Below are 18,932 nucleotides of genomic sequence, written 5' to 3'. Positions count from 1 at the left end.
GTTCTCGAAGAGCTGAAGTTTCCCTCGCATTTCGAATTTGCATCATCCCGGTTGGTTCATGGACATCGCAACGCATATATTCTCGGCGCTCTATCAGTTCGGCGATGCATTCGCTTTTCTCGTGCTGTCGGCATGCGGACTCGCGGTGATCTTCGGCATGATGGGCGTGATCAATCTCGCCCATGGCGAGTTCATCATGTGCGGCGCCTATGTGACGGCTTCCACCGTCCATCTCGGCCTGCCGCTGCCGCTGGCGATCTTGGCCGGGGCCATCGTCGCCGCGTTGGTCGGCGCGCTAGTCGAACTCGTGGTGATCCGCCATCTCTATGACCGGCCGCTCGACACCATCGTGGCAACCTGGGGCCTGAGCCTCATTGCGACCCAGGGGACGCTGATCTTGGTGGGCTCGTCCATGGCCGGCGTCGGAACGCCGTTCGGCAGCTTTCAGGTTGGCGAGTATTCTTATTCCATCTATCGCCTCGTGCTGTTTGCCTCCGCGCTCGGCGTACTCGGCGGCCTCTATATGCTGTTCAACTGGACGCGCTTCGGCGTGCTTGCCCGCGCCACCATCCAGGTGCCGCACATGGCCGCGGCTCTCGGTGTCGATACCCGCCTGATCTACAGTCTCACCTTTGCCTGCGGTGCCGGGCTCGCCGGTCTTGCAGGTGGCCTGTACGCGCCCACCATGACGCTGGTGCCGACGATGGGCGCCACCTTCATCATGGAGGCCTTCGTCACCGTGGTGATTGGTGGGGCCGACGTATTCCTCGGTACCGCGCCGGCCGGCGCGATCCTCGCGGTGGTGAAGTCGGTGATGACCTCCTGGCAGGGACAATTGTTTGGCCAGATCGGTTTGCTGGTCGCCGTGATCATCGTTGTCCGGGTCCTGCCGAAAGGCATCTCCGGCTTCCTGCTGCGCGAACGAACCTGAAGGATCCGCAGCTGTGAACGGTTTGCCTGGTTTCCTCCGCCGCCTCGAAGGCCCGCAGACTGTGGGTCGTGGTCCGGCGTTCTGGATTACGTTCGCCATCGTGTTCGCGATTGCCTGCGCCTATCCGTTGTTCAGCGACGGTTATACGGTCGGCAATACCGTGTATTTCTTCGTCTGGGTGTTCATCGCGCTCAGCCTGTGTGTGATCTGGGGCTATGGCGGTTCGCTCTCGTTCGGGCAGACCGCTTTTTTTGGCATTGCCGGTTATAGCTACGGCATCCTCACGCTCAATTTCGGCTCGGCTTATGGGTTCACCTTGGCCGCGCTGGTGCTGGCGGTCGTGATCGCCGCGCTGTTTGCGTTGCTGCTCGGCTATTTCATGTTCTTCGGCCGTATCGCCGGCGTCTTCCTCGGTATTGTCACGCTGGCGGTGACGCTGATGCTGGAGCGCTTTATGGCCCAGACCGCGGGCCCTGAGTGGCGCATCGGCGCGGCGCGCCTCAACGGCTTTAATGGCATGAGCGCGATGCCGCCGCTAACGATCCCATGGTCCGGTGGCGACATCGTGTTGTTGGCCGATATCGGACTCTATTACGCCGTGCTGGGATTGCTGCTGCTGGTCTATCTCGGCCTGCGCATCCTGATGAACTCCTCGTTTGGCAATGTCATCGTTGCTATCCGCGAGAATCCGGAGCGCGCGGAGATGCTGGGCTACGACGTGCGCAAATATCAGCTCATCACCTTCGTGATCGGAGCGGCGCTCGCGGGCATTTCCGGCGTGCTTTACACGGCGTGGGGACAGTACATCACGCCGTCGAGCATGGGCATGACCGCGGCCGCGCTGCCGTTGATCTGGGTCGCGGTCGGCGGCCGCAGCGATCTCACGTCGACCGTGATCGGCACGCTGGTGGTGCTCGCGGCCTTCCAGGCCCTGACCATTTACGGCAGCCAATACGCGCTGGTGTTCATGGGTGTGCTGCTGGTCCTGACCGTGCTGATCGCGCCGAACGGGCTCGTGCTCGGTGCCATGAATCTGATTTCCCGGCTCGTTGCGCGCCGCAGCAAGGGAGACGTCTGATGGCGCTTCTCGAGCTTCGCGGACTCAATAAACATTTCGGCGGCTTGCATGTCACCAATTCGGTCGATCTCGTGCTTGAGGCCGGTGAAATCCATTGCCTGATCGGTCCGAACGGTGCGGGGAAGAGTACGCTGTTCAGGTTGATCCTAGGCGAACACCATCCCGGTAGCGGCGATATTCTGTTCGCCGGCGAGAACATCACTGCGCTGAAACCGTTCGCGCGCATTCACCGCGGGCTGTCGGTCAAATTCCAGGTGCCTGGCGTATTCAAGGGATTGTCCGTCCGACAAAACCTCGAAATCGCCCTGCAGCGGACGCATCGCAGCGTTGAGCTCGCGCGCGGGATCGATCGGTTGCTGACGTTCCTCAACCTTGAAGCCGAGCAGATGCAGACCGCCGGGAATCTGAGCCACGGCCAGAAGCAGTGGCTCGAAATCGGCATGGCGATCAGCCTGAAGCCGCAACTGTTGCTGCTCGACGAGCCGACTGCGGGCATGTCGCCGGAAGAAACGCATCAGACGGGCGAGATGGTGCAGCGATTGAATGCGGACGGCATGACAGTGTTGGCGATCGAGCACGACATGGCCTTCGTGCGCCAGGTCGCGCAGCGCGTCACGGTGCTGCATCTTGGACAGGTCTTCGCGCAAGGCTCGATCGATGAGATCGTCGCCGACGAACGCGTCGCCGCTATCTATCTGGGGCAGGCCCATGCGTAAGGAAGTCATTCTCTCGACGCAGGCCTTGCGCGCCGGTTACGGCGGCAAGCCGGTGTTGCAGGGCCTCGAAATCGAGGTGTGGGAGAGCGAGATCGTCGCTGTGATCGGCCGCAACGGCGTCGGCAAATCGACGCTGATGAAAAGCCTGATTGGCCTCGTGCCGGCGATGAGCGGTTCGATTGTCTATCGCGGCGAGGCCGTCGAACTGTTGCCGCCGCACAAACGGGCGCGGCTTGGCATGGGTTATGTGCCACAGGGGCGCGACGTGTTTCCGCGCCTGACGGTGGCCGAAAACATCGCCGTCGGCGCTGCGATCAAGGGCGATATCCCCGAGGAGGGACGGCGGCGGATTGTGGAAGCCTTTCCGATCCTCGCGGAGCGCTGGAGCCAGCGTGCCGGCACCATGTCCGGTGGCCAGCAGCAGCAACTCGCCATCGGGCGTGTGCTGATTGCCGATCCCCACCTCATTTTGCTCGATGAGCCATCCGAAGGCATTCAGCCGAATATCGTTCAGGACATTGCCCGCAACATGGTCGAACTCAACCGCAGCACCGGCGTCACTATCATCCTGGTCGAGCAGAATCTCGACATGATCCGCGCCATGGCGCAGCGCTGCTACGTGATGGACAAGGGGCGCATCGTCGCAAGCCTCGATCGGGCCGCGCTCGACGATCAGGCAGAAATGCGCCGTCATCTCGCGGTCTGAAACCAACCCACGCCCATAACAACACAGAGACGAAGGAGTGAATCGATGGCCTGGCAGGAAAATTCGATCATGGCGAGCAAGGGCGTCGCCAAGGGAAAACCCGGCACCCATCACATGATCACCGAACAGGATCAGGGCAAGTACCACTATGTCTATGGCCCTTACGTAGGGCCTGTGCTGACGGTCGATCCCGGCGCTGTGGTCTCCGCCGAAACCCATGATGCGTTCGAGGGCGCCATCAAGCACGAGACCGACATCCCCTCGAAGATTCTCAACTTTCCCTTTCTCAACCCGCAGAACGGGCCGATCTGGATCAACGGAGCCGAGAAGGGCGATACGCTCGCGGTCTATATCGAGAGCATCGTGCCGCGTGGGCCGCAACCGCGCGGCACCACTGTCGTCATGCCGGAATTCGGCGGGCTGGTCGGCACCGGCCAGACCGCGTTGCTCAATCCGGCTTTGCCCGAGCGCGTCAAGAAGCTCGAGATCACTCTCGAGAACGGCACCAAATGGAACGACAAGATCACGCTGCCCTATGAGCCGTTCATCGGCACCATCGGCACTTCGCCGGAGATCGAGGCGATTTCGTCGCTGGTGCCGGACTATTACGGCGGCAACATGGACCTGCCCGACGTCGGTGTCGGTGCGGTGATCTATCTGCCGGTCAATACCAAGGGCGCGTTGCTCTATCTCGGTGACTGCCACGCGGCGCAGGGCGACGGCGAACTCTGCGGCGTCGCGATCGAGCATCCGACCGTGACCACGGTCCAGATTGATCTGATCAAGGGCTGGAGCATTGCTTGGCCGCGGCTGGAGACCAACGACTTCATCATGACGATCGGCTCGGCGCGGCCGATGGAAGATGCTGCGCGCATCGCCTATCGCGAGCTTTGCCGTTGGATGACGGCCGATTACGGCTTTGAGGAGATCGATGCCTACATGCTACTGACCCAGACCGGCCGCGTCCGGCTCGGCAACATGGTGGATCCGAAATATACGCTCGGCGCTTCGATCAAGAAATCATTTTTGGTCTAAAAGGGTAAGCCGATCATGTCGCGCGTGCACAAGGTTGCCACGGTTCAGTTCGAACCGACCATGTTCGAGAAGGAGCGCAATATCGCGCGGCTGCTCGAACTCTGCGAAGCGGCGGCGACAGCGGGCGCCCGGCTCATCGTTACGCCGGAGATGGGCACCACGGGCTATTGCTGGTTCGACCGGGCTGAGGTCGCACCGTTCGTCGAGACGATCCCGGGGCCGACCACGGATCGCTTCGCAGCGCTCGCGCGGAAACATGACTGCTACATTGTTGTCGGCATGCCGGAGGTCGATAGCGACAGCATCTATTTCAACTCTGCGGTGCTGATCGGACCCGAAGGTGTGATTGGCCAGCATCGCAAGACGCATCCCTATATTGCGGAGCCGAAATGGTCGGCGGCAGGCGATCTCGGCCATCAGGTCTTAGACACGCCGATCGGGCGCATCGCGCTGCTGATCTGCATGGACATCCACTTTGTGGAGACCGCGCGTCTCGTCGCCTTGCAGGGCGCCGACGTGATCTGCCATATCTCGAACTGGCTCGCTGAGCGCACACCGGCTCCGTATTGGATCAGCCGGGCGTTCGAGAACGGTTGCTATCTGATCGAAAGCAATCGGTGGGGACTTGAACGCACCGTCCAGTTCAGCGGCGGCAGTTGCGTGATCGCGCCGGACGGAACAATTGCGGCCCTGATCGATGGCGGGGACGGCTTCGCACTAGCTGACATGGATCTGGACGCGTCCCGCGCGCGGCGTGTTGGCGGTGAAGCCGTGTTCTCTCAGCGCCGCCCCGAACTCTATGCGGGGCTGCTGTCCAATACGTTCAGCTGGAATCCTCGCGATTTCTTCAAGTTGTACGGCCACAAGCCCTGGCCGACGGGGCGGACGTCGCGGGTTGCGGTCGCGCAGATGAGTCCCGGTGATGACGTCGAAGCAAATCTCGCGCGCATCACCTCGCTTGCGCGGCAGGCGGAGCTTGAGGGCAAGGCCGACCTCGTCGTGTTTCCGGAACTCGCGCTGAGCGGCCTCAACAATCCCGGCGCGCGAGCGCAGACTGTTCCGGGGCCGGAGACCGATCAGCTCTGCCGTCTGGCCGCCCAGCTCAAGGTGTATCTTGTCGTCGGCATCGCCGAGCGTAACGGCGATGCGATCTACAACAGCGCGTGCCTGATCGGGCCAGAAGGCCTTGTCGCGGTTTACCGCAAGACCCACTTGACGGAATCCGAGCGTGCCTGGGCGCGTCACGGCGATGACTGGGTGGTGGCCGACACGTCGGTCGGGCGCATCGGCCTTCTGATCGGTCACGATGCATCGTTTCCTGAAGCCGGCCGCATCCTTGCGCTGAAGGGGTGTGATCTCATCGTCTGCGCGGCAGCGATTAAGGAACGTTTCAGCACCCCGCATGTGGGATCGCTTGTGTCGCAGAACTATCCGATCCCGACCGGCGCCGATCTCTATCACTGGCATCACTTCCGGGTTCGCGCCGGCGAGAACAACGTGTTTTTTGCGTTCTCGAATGTGTTCGATCCCGGCAACGGATATCCAGGCCTCAGCGGCGTGTTCGGCCCCGACACCTTCGAGTTTCCGCGTCGGGAAGCCATCGCGGCGGATACCGAAGGGACGGCGACGGCGGTGGTGGACACCACGAATCTCGACACCGTCTATCCGACCAACGTTGTGCGCCGGAAAGATCTGGTTGCTATGCGGATGCCGCACAGCTACCGCGGGTTGATCACGAAGGCTGCGGGGTGGTACGCGCGAGAGCACCGATGACAATCGTGCAAGCCGAGCAGTCAGGCATCTCAACCGAGGAGTGAACCATGGATCTGGGATTGAAGGGCACGAACGCTCTGGTGACGGGCGGAAGTAAGGGAATCGGTCGTGCGATTGCGGACATGTTCGCTAGCGAGGGCGCCAACGTCGCCATTTGCGCGCGACAGCAAGTGCAGATCGACAGCGTCGTTGCGGCCTTGCAGGCGAAGAGCGTCAAGGCCTGGGGCAAGTCGACCGATGTCGCCGATCCCGTCGCCCTCAAGCAATGGGTTGACGGCGCGGCCGCCGAGCTCGGCGGCGTCGATATCCTCGTATGCAATGTCAGCGCACTGGCGGTCGGCGATACCGCGGAAACCTGGGAAAAGTCATTCCGCATCGACATGATGCACACGGTCAATGCGGTGGCGGCCGCGCTTCCCTATCTGGAAAAATCGAAGACGCCGTCGATTGTCATCGTCTCCAGCGTCTCCGGGTTCGAGGTCGATTTCGCCGCCGGCTCTTACGGCGCCTTCAAGGCTGCACTGATCCACTATGCCAAGGGATTGAGCAATCAGCTCGCCGGCAAAGGCGTCCGCGTCAACGCGGTGTCGCCCGGCAACACCTATTTCGAAGGCGGCATATGGCAGGGCATCGAACACGGCTCGCCCGAACTTTACAAGACGGCCATGAGCTTGAATCCGACCGGTCGAATGGGAACCGCGGAGGAAGTGGCAGCCGGAGTCGTGTTCGTGGCTAGCCCTATCGCGAGCCGCATCTCGGGTACCAACCTCATCATCGACGGTGCTCTGACGAGGGCCGTGTAGCTCTGAACCCGCTTCGAAACGAGGCGCGATCAGTTCGAGGAGCGGGATAGTTCGACGATCATTGCTGAACTAAGAAACATGAGAATTCATCCACGCTGACGACTGTATAGGAAACTGCAATTTCCTATACAGTCATCGGCGATCAGCTAACTCGGTGTGATCTCGCCATTCTGCAATGAGTGACATCAACCCGGCGCCAACGCCAAACTGCGACCGTGGAAACGAAACGGGCTGGAAGGTGGGGCTCAGTCGGTTGGTGCCCCCATGTGCCTCTAATTGGCGGCTATGCGGCTGGTGATACGACAGCTACGAGCTATCGTGAAGCAGTGGGCTTTTCGGCTCAGCTTGGGCGATTGGCAGCTCCTGGCGCAAAGCCGACTTTGAAATGTTGCGCGCACGGTAGGCGGAGGGGGAGGCGGTCCGAAATCACCATTGACAGGTTCTAAAAAAGAACTGACTAATTCAGGCGTCGGCGTTCAGCCGAAAATCGCGATCGAATGATCGCACGCCGCCGTACCTGTTACTCGGCGAGCTTCAGGGGAGGATTACGATGCGTCGAATATCGACTGCGTTAGCGATGTCGCTTGCCTGCTTGGTTGGCTGCTCGGAGGCCCGCGCGGCAGACGCTCCCGGCGTCACGTCCGGAGAGATAAAAATCGGAGGGGTGTACCCATTTAGCGGTCCGGCCTCCTCCATCGGGCTGACGGGCAAAGGCTTGGCCGCCTACGTCCAATCCATCAACGATCGCGGAGGCATCAACGGCCGAAAGATCAACTACATTGCTCTGGATGATGCCTACAGCCCACCGAAAGCCGTCGAGCATGTCCGGCGTCTCGTCGAGAGCGACGAAGTGTCCTTCATCTTCGGCCAGCTCGGGACAGCGGGAAATACTGCCGTCGCCAAATACCTTAAAGGAAAGGGCGTACCCAGCATTGCTGTGGTGAGCGGTTCAAGCAAGTTCACCGATGGGAAGGAGTTTCCGCTGACCACAACCGGACTGGTCAGCTACGACACCGAAGGTAAGATCTATGCGAAGTTCTTGAACAAAGCGCTACCGACGGCGAAATACGCGATCCTTTACCAGAACGACGACTTGGGTAAGGACTACGTGAACGCTTTCCGCTCGTTCATGAAGGCGGATTTCGACAAGCGCGTCGTAACTGCTGCCTACGAAGTGTCGGAGCCGACGGTCGACTCGCAGGTCGTCAATCTCAAGAGCTCAGGTGCCGAAGCGCTCTTCATCGCCGGCACGCCAAAGTTCGCCGCACAGGCCATCCGAAAGGCTTCCGAGATCGGCTGGAAGGCGACGGTTGTCATCAACTTTCCGTCCAGTTCGGTCGGAGGCACGCTGCGTCCGGCGGGACTGGACAAATCCGTAGGCGTCGTCGTCGGCACCATCAGCAAAGACCCTTCGGACGTGCGATGGGAGAACGACGATGGCGTGAAGGCTTACAAGGTCTTTTTCGAAAAGTATCTGCCCGGCTCGGATTACAGCAACACCAGTTACCTGACGGGCTACATGCAGGGCATGATATTGGAGCAGATCCTCAAGCAATGTGGGGACGATCTGTCGCGGAAGAACATCGTGATACAGGCAAAGGCCATCCACGACATGGCGTTGCCGGTGGCCGCACCCGGCATCCGGATCAACACCAGTCCAACCAATAACATGGTCTGGACACAGCTACAGTTGCAGCGCTGGAGCGGAACGAGCTGGGAGCCGTTTGGCGAGGTGCTGGACGCAAGCTCGGAGTGACCAGGACATTTCCTTGGTCCGTCCCAACAGCGGGCGGATGGGCCAAGGAATCAAGCGGGGCTTGCTTTAGTCTTTCTTCCTTTGGATGCAACGGCCTCGCGAGCTCCGGGACCTGGATGGACCTGGACTTCCTTGGCGAGCACCGGCTCACCGCACTCCGAGCAAATCATAAGCGGGTCGAAATGCTTGCCGCATGTTTTGTGCTCATGAAGCATCGGCCTGCCACGCGAGTCGACCATATGGATGTTGCCCCAATGGACGATCGACATGATGATCGGGTAGAGGTCGAGACCCTTCTGCGTCAGAATGTATTCGTACCGCTTAGGCGCTTCCATATAAGGAATGCGCCGTAGAACGCCGAAGCGAACGAGCTTCTTGAGTCGGTCGGCCAGCAGATGTCGCGTGATTCCGAGCGACGCCTGGAAGGCGTCGAACCTACGCTTGCGCAGGAAGCACTCGCGCAAAATCATCAGACTCCAGCGGTCGCCGATGACTGCGACAGTACGTGCCAGCGAGCACGGCTCCTCCTCAAGTGCATCCCATTTCATTCAGTCTCTCCGGACGGCGTGTTCGCTGCATTCTATTTTGGTACGTACCTCAAAACAATAGAGATATCGCTTTTGCGGGTCCTGCATGATTTTGTCGATTGACAGTTCTAAAACAGAACTCTATCGTTGATGTAAGGGCGGACGCTCGATCTCGCCCACGAAGATCGTAGAGGAGGCGCGTGTGACCGACCGGCTGAAGCCAGAATTCCATTTCGATTTCGGTAGTCCGAACGCGTATCTTGCCGAAGCGGCCCTGCCTGACATCGAGCGTCGTACCGGCATTAAATTCGAGTACGTTCCCGTCCTGTTAGGCGGCATTTACAAGGCCACCGGCAACATGTCGCCCGCGGAATCCTTGCGCGGTATCAAGAACAAGCCTGAATACCAGAAGCTTGAGGCGGAGCGGTTCATCCGGCGGCACGGCATTGTGAAATTCAAGAGCAACCCTTTTTTCCCGGTCAACACGTTGATGTTGATGCGCGGCGCGGTCGCGGCCCGGTTCGAAGGCGTGTTCGAGCCGTATTTCACCGCGGCCTACCATCACATGTGGGAAGAGCCGAAGAAGATGGACGACCCCGAAGTCTTCGCCGCGGCCTTCAGGTCCTCCGGCATCGACATCGACAGGTTGATCGCGCGGGCGCAGCAGGACGACGTCAAGCAGAAACTCATCAAGGACACGAATGACGCGGTTGCTCGCGGGTCGTTCGGGTCGCCAACCTTCTTTGTCGGAAGCGAGATCTTCTTCGGTAAGGACAGTCTCAGGGACGTCGAAGAAGCGATCGTCGAGCAGAGGTCCGCGCTCAGGTCGAGAATAGCCTAGGTAATTCAATAATCGATAGAAGCCGCGCCAAAGCGGCTGTTGCCAGGGAGGACAAAAATGTTGAAGATGGTAGAGCTGGACGACGCGACCCGCATACTTGCCTCGCTACCTCGCCGCATCCATAGCGTCATCGATCGACATGCGGCGGAAACGCCGACCCGGGTCGCGCTAGTCGAAGATGGGGGATCCTGGACCTACGGCCACCTGCGCGACGCGGTCGCCGACATCGCGCGGGATCTGACGGAAATCGGCATGAGGCCGGGCGATCGACTAATGATCGTCAGCGAAAACAGCATTGCTCTCGCTGGCCTTCTTCTGGCGGCAAGCCGTCTCGACGTCTGGGCCATCGTCGTGAATCCGCGGCTGTCCGCACGCGAATTGGATCAGATCAGGGATCACAGCGGCGCCAGGCGCGTGCTGCTTACCGTCGGCGTTTCGAAGGAAGCGGTCACCCATGCCACGCGGTACGAGGCTCAGGTCCAGACAATTGGCCCTCTTTCCGAAATCGCGATCACGGCACTTAATAGGGAGACGTCTCCCGAACCGGTCGAGGAACGCGCGAAGGACCAAGTCGCCGTCCTGATCTACACGTCCGGTACGACCGGCACGCCGAAGGGCGTGATGCTGACGCATGAGAATCTCCTCGTCAGCGCGATGACGACGGCCGAAATTCGTCGCATGACACCCGCGGACAAGCAGTACATCGTGCTGCCGATCTCGCACATCGTGGGGATATCGTTGCTGGTCATGACGTTGATGACCGGCGCCACTGTCAGGCTGGTCGCCAAGTATGATCCGGCCGCACTGGCGAAGGCGATCGCGGAAGAGGGCATTACCATCCTCAACGGCGTTCCTGCCACCTATCAGCGGCTATTGGAGCACAAAGCTGTCAACAGTCTGGAGAGGCTCGATCCAGGTTCGCTGCGCCTCATTGCTGTGGCTGGGGCGCCGCTTGATCTCGATCTCAAGTCCCGAGTGCAGCAGGAGCTTGGGCTTCCGTTGCTTAACGGTTACGGGATCACCGAGTGCTCGCCCGGACTGTCGGGGGTGCGCATCGATGCCCCGCGCGACGACCAGGCTGTGGGGCCACTGTTGCCTGGCATCGAAGCGAAGATCTTGGGAATGGATGGCGCGGCGAAGCCCGCGGGTGAGGTCGGTGAGCTTCATGTCCGTGGTCGCAACGTGATGCGCGGCTACTACCGCGCGCCTGATCTCACGGCAAAGGCGATCGATCCGGACGGATGGTTCAACACGGGCGACTTGGCGCGCTTCGAAGGCGACTGCCTCTATATCGTAGGCCGCACGAAAGAAATGATCATCCGGTCCGGCTTCAATGTCTACCCGGCGGAAATCGAAGCGGTGCTAAGCACGCATCCCTCCGTGGTGCAATGCGCGGTCGTCGGCCGACCCGTCGAGGGCAACGAGGAGGTCGTGGCCTTCGTGCAGCTTCTTCAGGGTACCGAGACGACCGCCGACGACCTGATCGCGCATGTCAGCCCTCAACTGACATCCTACAAGCGCCCGTCCGAGATCATCGTGCTGCCGGCGCTGCCGGCCACGTCCACTGGCAAGATCCTCAAACACAAGCTGGCGGAGTCGCTGCGCAGCTAATCAGATCGCGGCGGCTGTCGTCGCGCCAAACTCGCTTCCGGGAGAACTCAGTTGGAAAAACGCAATGCAACGGTCGCCGTCATCGGCGCCGGCGATTTCATCGGCGGTGAAATCGCCAAAAAATTCGCAGCCGAAGGCTTCACGATGTTCGTAGGCCGGCGCCAGGGTGAGAAGCTGGAGCCGCTGATCAAGGAGATTGAGGCTGCCGGTGGGACCGTGTTCGGACGCGCTCTCGATGCGCGCAAGGAAGACGAGATGGTGAAATTCATCTCCGATGCCGACGCTCATGCCCCTTTGGAGGTGTGCGTTTTCAATATCGGCGCCAACGTCAATTTTCCGATCGTCGAGACCACGGAGCGCGTGTTTCGCAAAGTCTGGGAGATGGCGTGCTATTCGGGATTCCTCGCTGGACGCGAGGCAGCGCGGGCAATGCTGGCACGCGGCAAGGGGAACATCTTCTTCACCGGAGCGACGGCAAGCCTGCGCGGCGGCAACGGTTTCGCAGCCTTCGCGAGCGCTAAGTTCGGTCTCCGAGCCGTCGCGCAATCAATGGCCCGGGAACTCGGGCCAAAGAACATTCATGTCGCGCACCTGATCATCGACTCCAGCGTGGATACGGAATGGGTGCGGCAGCTGATCACCAGCCGCGAAGGGCCGAAGGCGATGGAAAACCTCGATCCGAACCGTTTGATGCGGCCGGCGGCTGTCGCCGAGGCTTACTGGGCACTTTACCAGCAGCCGCGTGACGCATGGACGTTCGAGCACGAGATCCGGCCATTTGGCGAGAAGTGGTAGCTTGCCATGGAGCTGAATCTCTCTGCCGAAGATGCAGCCTTCCGCGATGAGGTTCGCTCCTTTATCGCGGAGCATTACCCCAAGGAAATGCGCGTCGCCAACCCGGAGACCGACCTGACCAAGGAGCAATCGCTTCTCTGGCACAAGATCCTACATAAGAAGGGTTGGATCGCGCCGCTCTGGCCGAAGGAGTATGGCGGACCCGGTTGGTCTCTCACCCAGCGCTTCATCTGGGACCAGGAGACCTCGCGTGCGGGGACGCTTCCTCCGCTCGCCTTCAGCGTGACGATGGTCGGCCCGGTCATCTACACGTTCGGGAAGGAGGCGCAGAAGGCGAGGTTCCTGCCACGCATATTGTCGGGCGAGGACTGGTGGTGCCAAGGCTACTCGGAGCCGGGTTCGGGGTCGGATCTAGCCTCGGTCAGGACCAAGGCGGTTCGTGATGGCGATCATTATGTCGTCAACGGGCACAAGACATGGACCACTCTCGCGCAGCACGCGGACTGGATCTTCTGCCTCGTCCGCACCGATCCGTCCGGGAAGCCCCAGGCAGGAATCTCGTTCCTGCTGATCGACATGAAAACGCCGGGTGTGACGGTTCGGCCGATCATCACGATCGACGGCTCACATGAGGTCAACGATGTCTTCCTTGAGGACGTGCGGGTGCCGATCGAGAATCTGATCGGCGAGGAGAACAAGGGCTGGACCTACGCAAAATTCCTCCTCGGCAACGAACGCACCAGCATGGCGGGTATCGGTCGTTCGACGCGGTACCTGCGGCGGCTCAAGGACATCGTCAGGGCGGAAATTCCCGAGGACGATCCGAGTTTCGCGGAGTTCATCCGTGAGATCGCCCGTGTCGAATTGGATGTGCTGGCCCTCGAAGCGACGGAATTGAGGGTTGTCGCGCAGATGTCGCGCGGTATCGATCCCGGCCCGGCCGCATCGCTCTTCAAGATCAGAGGCACCGAGATCTTCCAGCGCATTACCGACCTCACGCACCGCGCGATGGGCAATTACGGCGTTGCTCTTCGAGAGCATCCCGTCAGCGGGAACCGTTTCATGCCCGGGCCTGACTATGGGCATACGTCGGCGGAAAAATACCTCAACTCGCGCAAGCTCAGCATCTACGGCGGATCCAACGAGATTCAACGCAACATCATCGCGAAAGCCGTGCTCGGTCTTTGACCCGCACCAGGAGAGGCGTCCATGGACATCGAACTGACCGAAGACCAGGAATTGCTCCGCAACAGCGTGCAACGGTTCCTGAAGGATGAATACGGCTTCGATGACCGAGCGAAGATCGTCGCGGGCGAAGATGGTTGGAGTCGCGCAGTGTGGGCAAAGTTCGCCGACCTCGGTCTTCTGGCGGCACCGTTCGCGGAGGAATATGGCGGCCTCGGGAACGGCCCGCTGACGACCATGATCGTCATGCAGGAGTTCGGCCGCAGCCTCGTCGTCGAGCCATATTTCGAGACGGTCGTGCTGGCGGGAGGGCTAATCGAGGCATTGGGGACCGACGACCAACGCGGGGAATTGCTCGCCGAGATCGCAGCGGGCGAGGCGACGTGGGCGTTGGCCTGGGCCGAACCGGGATCTCGGTACAACCTCAACAAGGTATCGGTGTCTGCGGACCGAAGTGGTGATGACTACGTCCTGTCGGGAACGAAAGCCGCCGTGATCGGTGCTCCGTGGGCCGACCGGCTGATCGTCTCCGCGAGAACGTCCGGCCGAGATGGCGATCGTGACGGCGTGTCCCTGTTCATCGTCGACAGCCGGGCGGCCGGTCTACACATGCAAAGCTACCGGACGGTCGACGGCAGGCGCGCCGCCGAGGTCACGCTGAAGGATGTTCGCATCCCGGCGGTCAACCTGCTCGGACGCGAAGGCCAGGGAGTCGTCGCGCTCGAGAGCTGTCGCGACCGCGGCATCGGCGGACTGTGTGCCGAGGCTATAGGCGCAATGACCGAGCTGAATGCGGCGACGCTAGACTACAGCAAGACCCGCAAGCAATTCGGCGTGACCCTCGGATCGTTTCAGGTGCTGCAGCACAGAATGGTCGACATGTTTATCGCGCTGCAGGAAGCCGTCTCGTTGATGCAGCATCTAACCCTGACGCTGGCGTCCAACGACGCCCATGTCACGAAGCTAGCCTCCGGCGCGAAGACAAAGGTCGGATATGCTGCGCGCTTCATCGGCGAACAGGCGATCCAACTGCACGGTGGCATGGGCATGAGCGACGAGCTCAAGGTCGGTCACTATTTCAAGCGTATCGGCGCCATCGACATCCAGTTCGGCGACCCCGCTTTCCATCTGATGCGATTCGCCCGCGCCGCATGACGCGCGGTCACGCCCGTCCCATCCAGCCAAGGAAATAATAAATGACCGAAGCCGTAATCGTATCGACCGCCCGCACCCCGATCGGAAAGGCCTATAAGGGCGCGCTCAACAATACCGAAGGTGCGACCATGATGGGACACGCCATTTCGGCTGCGCTCGCACGTGCGAACATCGTTGGCGGAGAAGTCGAGGACGTCGTGATGGGATGCGCCATGCAGCAGGGTACGACGGGGTCGAACATCGCGCGTAAGGCTCTGCTTCGCGCCGGTCTTCCCGTCACGGTCGCCGGCACCACCATCGACAGACAGTGCGCGTCGGGGCTTCAGGCGATCGCGCTTGCCGCTCGGTCGGTGATCTTCGATGGCGTGGAGGTCGCGGTCGGCGGAGGCGGTGAATCCATCAGCTTGGTCCAGAACGAGCACATGAACCAGTGGCACGCGGTCGATCCGGAGCTTCTGGCGATCAAAGGCGACGCTTACATCGCCATGCTGGATACGGCCGAAAACGTCGCAAAACGCTACGACATCTCTCGGGACGCGCAGGACGAATACAGTCTCGAAAGTCAGCGCCGCACCGCGGCCGCGCAGCAGGCCGGCCGCTTCAATGACGAACTGGCGCCGATCAAGACGACGATGGCCGTGACTAACAAGGAGACCGGCGCCATCTCCTACAACGAGATCACGCTCTTGGCGGACGAGGGCCCGCGTCCCGACACCACCGCCGAGGGGTTGGCCAAGGTCAAGCCCGCGAAGGGCCCCGGTTACACGATCACCGGCGGCAACGCGAGCCAGCTATCGGACGGTGCCAGCGCCACCGTGGTCATGAGCGACAAGCTCGCCGCCAAAAAGGGCCTAAAGCCGCTCGGAATCTTCCGTGGATTCGTCTCGGCGGGTTGCGAGCCCGACGAGATGGGCATAGGGCCGATCTTCGCCGTTCCGCGTCTCCTCAAACGTCATGGTCTCACGATCGACGACATCGACCTTTGGGAATTGAACGAGGCATTCGCGGTCCAGGTCATCTACTGCCGCGACAAGCTCGGCATTGATCCCGAGAAGCTCAACGTCAACGGCGGCTCCATCGCGGTCGGTCACCCCTATGGCATGACCGGCGCGCGACTGACGGGTCATGCATTGATCGAGGGGCGTCGTCGCAAGGCGAAGTACGCGGTGGTCACGATGTGCGTCGGTGGCGGGATGGGCGCAGCGGGTTTGCTCGAAATCGTTCACTGATAATAAGAAACCTAAACAGCGAGATTCGGAGACGATCATGAGAACCGCGATCACAGACCTGTTCGGGATCGAACATCCCATCATTCAGGGCGGCATGCACTATGTAGGCTTTGCCGAACTCGCCGCGGCCGTCTCGAATGCCGGTGGCCTGGGCATCATCACCGGATTGACGCAGAGAACGCCCGAGAACCTCGCGAAGGAAATCGCGCGCTGTCACGACATGACCGACAAACCGTTCGGCGTGAACCTCACGTTTCTGCCGACGTTCGACGCGCCGCCCTATCCAGAATACATCGCCGCCATTAAGGAAGGCGGCATCAAGGCGGTGGAGACCGCAGGTCGAAGCCCTGAGCAATATATGCCAGCCCTGAAAGAGGCGGGGATCAAGGTCATCCACAAGTGCACTTCCGTTCGCCATTCGTTGAAGGCGGAGAAGATCGGTTGCGATGCCGTCAGCGTCGACGGCTTCGAATGCGGCGGCCATCCCGGCGAAGACGACATGCCAAACATGATTCTGCTGCCGCGCGCTGCCGAAGAGCTGAAGATCCCGTTCGTTGCATCGGGAGGGATGGCCGACGCGCGTAGCCTGGTTGCGGCGCTCGCGATGGGCGCTGCGGGCATGAACATGGGCACCCGGTTCGTGGCAACCAAAGAGGCGCCCGTCCATCAGAACGTCAAGGACGCGATTGTGAAGGCGTCGGAACTCGATACGCGTCTAGTGATGCGCTCGTTGAGGAACACCGAGCGCGTTCTCAACAACGCCGGCGTCGAGCGGTTGATCGCAACCGAACGCGCTAAGGGCGACTCATTGGTCATCGGCGACATCATTAACGAAGTGGCAGGCGTATATCCGAAAGTCATGGTCGACGGTGACATGGACGCCGGTGCCTGGAGCTGCGGCATGGTTGCGGGCCTCATCAACGACATCCCGACCGTCAAGGAACTGATCGATCGCATCATGGCGGACGCCGAAAGCATCATCCGCCAGCGCTTGACCGGTTTTCTCGACGCCTCTGCCCGCGAACCCCTGCGCGCCGCAAGCTGAGGACGATGGCATGACGGATCATTTGAAGACGGATGTCGTCGATGGCGTGATGACGCTCACGATCTCGCGTCCCGAAAAGAAGAACGCGCTGACTGGCGCGATGTACGACGTGATGTCGGAAGGCCTCGAACGATCCGAAAGGGATCCCGCCGTCAAGGTCGTTCTGTTTCAGGGCGACGGCGACAGCTTCACCTCCGGCAACGACTTGGCGGACTTTGCCGCCCAGTCCACGGCAAACGAAACCACTGACAGTCCCGCGTTTCGCTTTATCGGCAATTTAGCAAAGGCGACCAAGCCGCTCGTCGCGGCCGTCCAGGGAAACGCCGTTGGTGTCGGAACCACGATGCTCCTGCATTGCGATCTGGTCTACTTGGCGGAGAATGCGCGCCTGATCACGCCTTTCGTCAATCTGGCGCTTGTGCCCGAAGCCGCCTCGAGTTGGTTACTCCCTTCGCGGATCGGGCACGTGAGGGCGTATGCCATGTTCGCGTTGGGAGAGCCGATGGATGCAGCAACCGCACTTCAATGCGGACTTGCCAATGCCGTTGTCCCTATCGGCGACGTTCGTGCGAGGGCGGCGACCGCCGCCCTGACTTTGACGCAGCGTCCGACGGGCGCACTTCGCCATACAAAGCTTTTGATGCGAGAGCAGCAGGAAATGGTCGAAAGGATCGCTGAAGAAAGCGCTCTTTTCAAAGAGCGGCTTCAGAGCGCGGAAGCTCGCGAGGCCTTCTCTGCCTTTACAGAGAAGCGAAAGCCCGATTTCACGAAAGTCTAACTTGGCGGCTAGAGCTGCGCCGGCCAATCCATGACGATGATCACGCGCCGAAACGAGTGTGCCCCTGCTGTGCCCCAGCTTTTCCGGGGCACACTTCGAGGGAGTAAGGCCGCTAAATACTTGAATATGCTGGAATAATGGTTGGTGCACAAGGGATCGAACCTTGGACCTCTCCCGTGTGAAGGCGACATCTACCTGAGCAAAATCAAAGCGTTATATTGGTTTTGCGGTGTTTTCCGCAGTTTTTCCGACACTCAGCCCGGGGTGGGAAGTTGACCTTTGGTCGCTTCCGACAGGATGTCATCCAGGACCTCACTTTTCCCAAAATCTACCCAGCTGGAAGCCAAGCGCGTCGTCGCCGGCGCGTCCGGCATAGATGCCGCTAAATTTCTCGACAGTTCCAATGATCGCGTCCGGTGATGCCGGGCCAGCGAAGCTAAGGTATCCAGAGTGCCGAGCAACGATACAAGCGCCTGACATACCAGGCCGAGTTGCGGAATCGATAAGGCCGGTGCCCGTCAGCGCCGAGCCAACTTGAAAGCGCTCGACGTGTTGAGATCTTGAAGACAGCGATTTGGCCGTCGTTGCGAACGTCGCTGGAGCGCGAGGCCAAGCATCGCGTTGGCTTGAGATTGCCAGGCGTGTCGCCCTCTTCGAAACCGCGAGAACCTTCCCGACCACCGGGCAGTTGCCACCAGTCACGCAAGACATCGGACCGACACCCAGCCGCGATCTGTTCGCTCAATCACAGATCGACCATCCGCAGTAGCGTGGTGGTATATCGCGATGCACAATGCCGCGCGAACCCAGCTACTGGCAGAAGCGGCTGGGACCACGAAGCCGATTCCGCATGACGTCGCCAAGCTGACATCAACACAGGTCGGCACCTATAAGGGCGGATATTTCAGTTTCCAGCCACTGTGGGATTGGATCGCCGCGGCGGAGCCGGACCTGCTCGACTGACGCGC

The 18,932-nt window shown here is 60.7% G+C and carries 18 protein-coding genes; 17 read left to right on the top strand and 1 reads right to left on the bottom strand.

The window, feature by feature from the left end:
* Positions 1 to 58 precede the first annotated feature (58 nt).
* The 8 genes from HP556_RS02000 (at position 59) to HP556_RS01965 (ending at position 8,798) form a co-directional block, all read left to right on the top strand.
* Positions 59 to 931: an ABC transporter permease subunit gene (locus tag HP556_RS02000; protein WP_089267934.1), complete on the top strand. Its 873-nt coding sequence runs from the start codon at positions 59 to 61 to the stop codon at positions 929 to 931.
* 13 nt (positions 932 to 944) lie between these two features.
* Positions 945 to 2,009: an ABC transporter permease subunit gene (locus tag HP556_RS01995; protein ID WP_120292933.1), complete on the top strand. Its 1,065-nt coding sequence runs from the start codon at positions 945 to 947 to the stop codon at positions 2,007 to 2,009.
* Positions 2,009 to 2,725 (top strand): ABC transporter ATP-binding protein, encoded by a 717-nt coding sequence (locus tag HP556_RS01990; RefSeq protein ID WP_120292935.1) that lies wholly within the window; start codon positions 2,009 to 2,011, stop codon positions 2,723 to 2,725. The genes HP556_RS01995 and HP556_RS01990 overlap by 1 nt, the downstream gene beginning before the upstream one ends.
* The gene (locus HP556_RS01985; RefSeq protein WP_175365722.1) at positions 2,718 to 3,431 is read left to right on the top strand and encodes an ABC transporter ATP-binding protein; all 714 of its coding nucleotides are present in this window, start codon (positions 2,718 to 2,720) and stop codon (positions 3,429 to 3,431) included. Before HP556_RS01990 ends, HP556_RS01985 begins: the two co-directional genes overlap by 8 nt.
* A gap of 45 nt (positions 3,432 to 3,476) precedes the next feature.
* Positions 3,477 to 4,466, top strand: a complete 990-nt coding sequence (locus tag HP556_RS01980) for an acetamidase/formamidase family protein (protein WP_175365721.1) — start codon at positions 3,477 to 3,479, stop codon at positions 4,464 to 4,466.
* Positions 4,467 to 4,481: 15 nt separating this feature from the next.
* Positions 4,482 to 6,239 (top strand): nitrilase-related carbon-nitrogen hydrolase, encoded by a 1,758-nt coding sequence (locus tag HP556_RS01975; RefSeq protein WP_175365720.1) that lies wholly within the window; start codon positions 4,482 to 4,484, stop codon positions 6,237 to 6,239.
* Positions 6,240 to 6,286: 47 nt separating this feature from the next.
* A complete protein-coding gene (locus HP556_RS01970; protein ID WP_120292943.1) occupies positions 6,287 to 7,042 on the top strand; it encodes an SDR family NAD(P)-dependent oxidoreductase in 756 nt (251 codons plus the stop codon).
* 550 nt (positions 7,043 to 7,592) lie between these two features.
* Positions 7,593 to 8,798, top strand: coding sequence for an ABC transporter substrate-binding protein (locus HP556_RS01965; RefSeq protein ID WP_175365719.1), 1,206 nt, complete (start codon positions 7,593 to 7,595; stop codon positions 8,796 to 8,798).
* A gap of 50 nt (positions 8,799 to 8,848) precedes the next feature.
* Here HP556_RS01965 and HP556_RS01960 read toward each other — a convergent pair whose 3' ends face one another.
* Entirely contained in the window at positions 8,849 to 9,346 is a 498-nt protein-coding gene (locus HP556_RS01960; protein WP_175365718.1) for a winged helix-turn-helix transcriptional regulator, read from the bottom strand.
* A gap of 181 nt (positions 9,347 to 9,527) precedes the next feature.
* On the opposite strand from HP556_RS01960, the gene HP556_RS01955 reads away from it, so the two are divergent.
* The 9 genes from HP556_RS01955 (at position 9,528) to HP556_RS01915 (ending at position 18,927) form a co-directional block, all read left to right on the top strand.
* Positions 9,528 to 10,166 (top strand): DsbA family protein, encoded by a 639-nt coding sequence (locus tag HP556_RS01955; protein ID WP_175365717.1) that lies wholly within the window; start codon positions 9,528 to 9,530, stop codon positions 10,164 to 10,166.
* 57 nt (positions 10,167 to 10,223) lie between these two features.
* Complete coding sequence (locus HP556_RS01950) at positions 10,224 to 11,777, top strand: class I adenylate-forming enzyme family protein (protein ID WP_246297331.1); 1,554 nt, start codon at positions 10,224 to 10,226, stop codon at positions 11,775 to 11,777.
* Between the two features lie 51 nt (positions 11,778 to 11,828).
* Complete coding sequence (locus HP556_RS01945) at positions 11,829 to 12,572, top strand: SDR family NAD(P)-dependent oxidoreductase (RefSeq protein ID WP_175365716.1); 744 nt, start codon at positions 11,829 to 11,831, stop codon at positions 12,570 to 12,572.
* A 6-nt stretch (positions 12,573 to 12,578) separates the two neighbouring features.
* The gene (locus tag HP556_RS01940; RefSeq protein WP_120288904.1) at positions 12,579 to 13,760 is read left to right on the top strand and encodes an acyl-CoA dehydrogenase family protein; all 1,182 of its coding nucleotides are present in this window, start codon (positions 12,579 to 12,581) and stop codon (positions 13,758 to 13,760) included.
* A 21-nt stretch (positions 13,761 to 13,781) separates the two neighbouring features.
* Positions 13,782 to 14,912 (top strand): acyl-CoA dehydrogenase family protein, encoded by a 1,131-nt coding sequence (locus HP556_RS01935; protein ID WP_116660943.1) that lies wholly within the window; start codon positions 13,782 to 13,784, stop codon positions 14,910 to 14,912.
* A 41-nt stretch (positions 14,913 to 14,953) separates the two neighbouring features.
* Complete coding sequence (locus HP556_RS01930) at positions 14,954 to 16,141, top strand: acetyl-CoA C-acyltransferase (protein WP_175365715.1); 1,188 nt, start codon at positions 14,954 to 14,956, stop codon at positions 16,139 to 16,141.
* Between the two features lie 37 nt (positions 16,142 to 16,178).
* Positions 16,179 to 17,186 (top strand): NAD(P)H-dependent flavin oxidoreductase, encoded by a 1,008-nt coding sequence (locus HP556_RS01925; RefSeq protein WP_175365765.1) that lies wholly within the window; start codon positions 16,179 to 16,181, stop codon positions 17,184 to 17,186.
* A 10-nt stretch (positions 17,187 to 17,196) separates the two neighbouring features.
* Positions 17,197 to 17,964: an enoyl-CoA hydratase gene (locus HP556_RS01920; protein WP_175365714.1), complete on the top strand. Its 768-nt coding sequence runs from the start codon at positions 17,197 to 17,199 to the stop codon at positions 17,962 to 17,964.
* A gap of 786 nt (positions 17,965 to 18,750) precedes the next feature.
* Positions 18,751 to 18,927, top strand: a complete 177-nt coding sequence (locus HP556_RS01915; protein WP_246297330.1) for a class II aldolase/adducin head domain-containing protein — start codon at positions 18,751 to 18,753, stop codon at positions 18,925 to 18,927.
* The last annotated feature ends 5 nt before the right edge of the window (positions 18,928 to 18,932 follow it).

Origin of the sequence: Tardiphaga robiniae (genome assembly GCF_013359755.1) — a bacterium.
GTDB lineage: Bacteria > Pseudomonadota > Alphaproteobacteria > Rhizobiales > Xanthobacteraceae > Tardiphaga > Tardiphaga robiniae.
The sequence above is the reverse complement of the archived record's forward strand: the minus strand, read 5'-3'. Positions and strand labels throughout refer to the sequence as shown.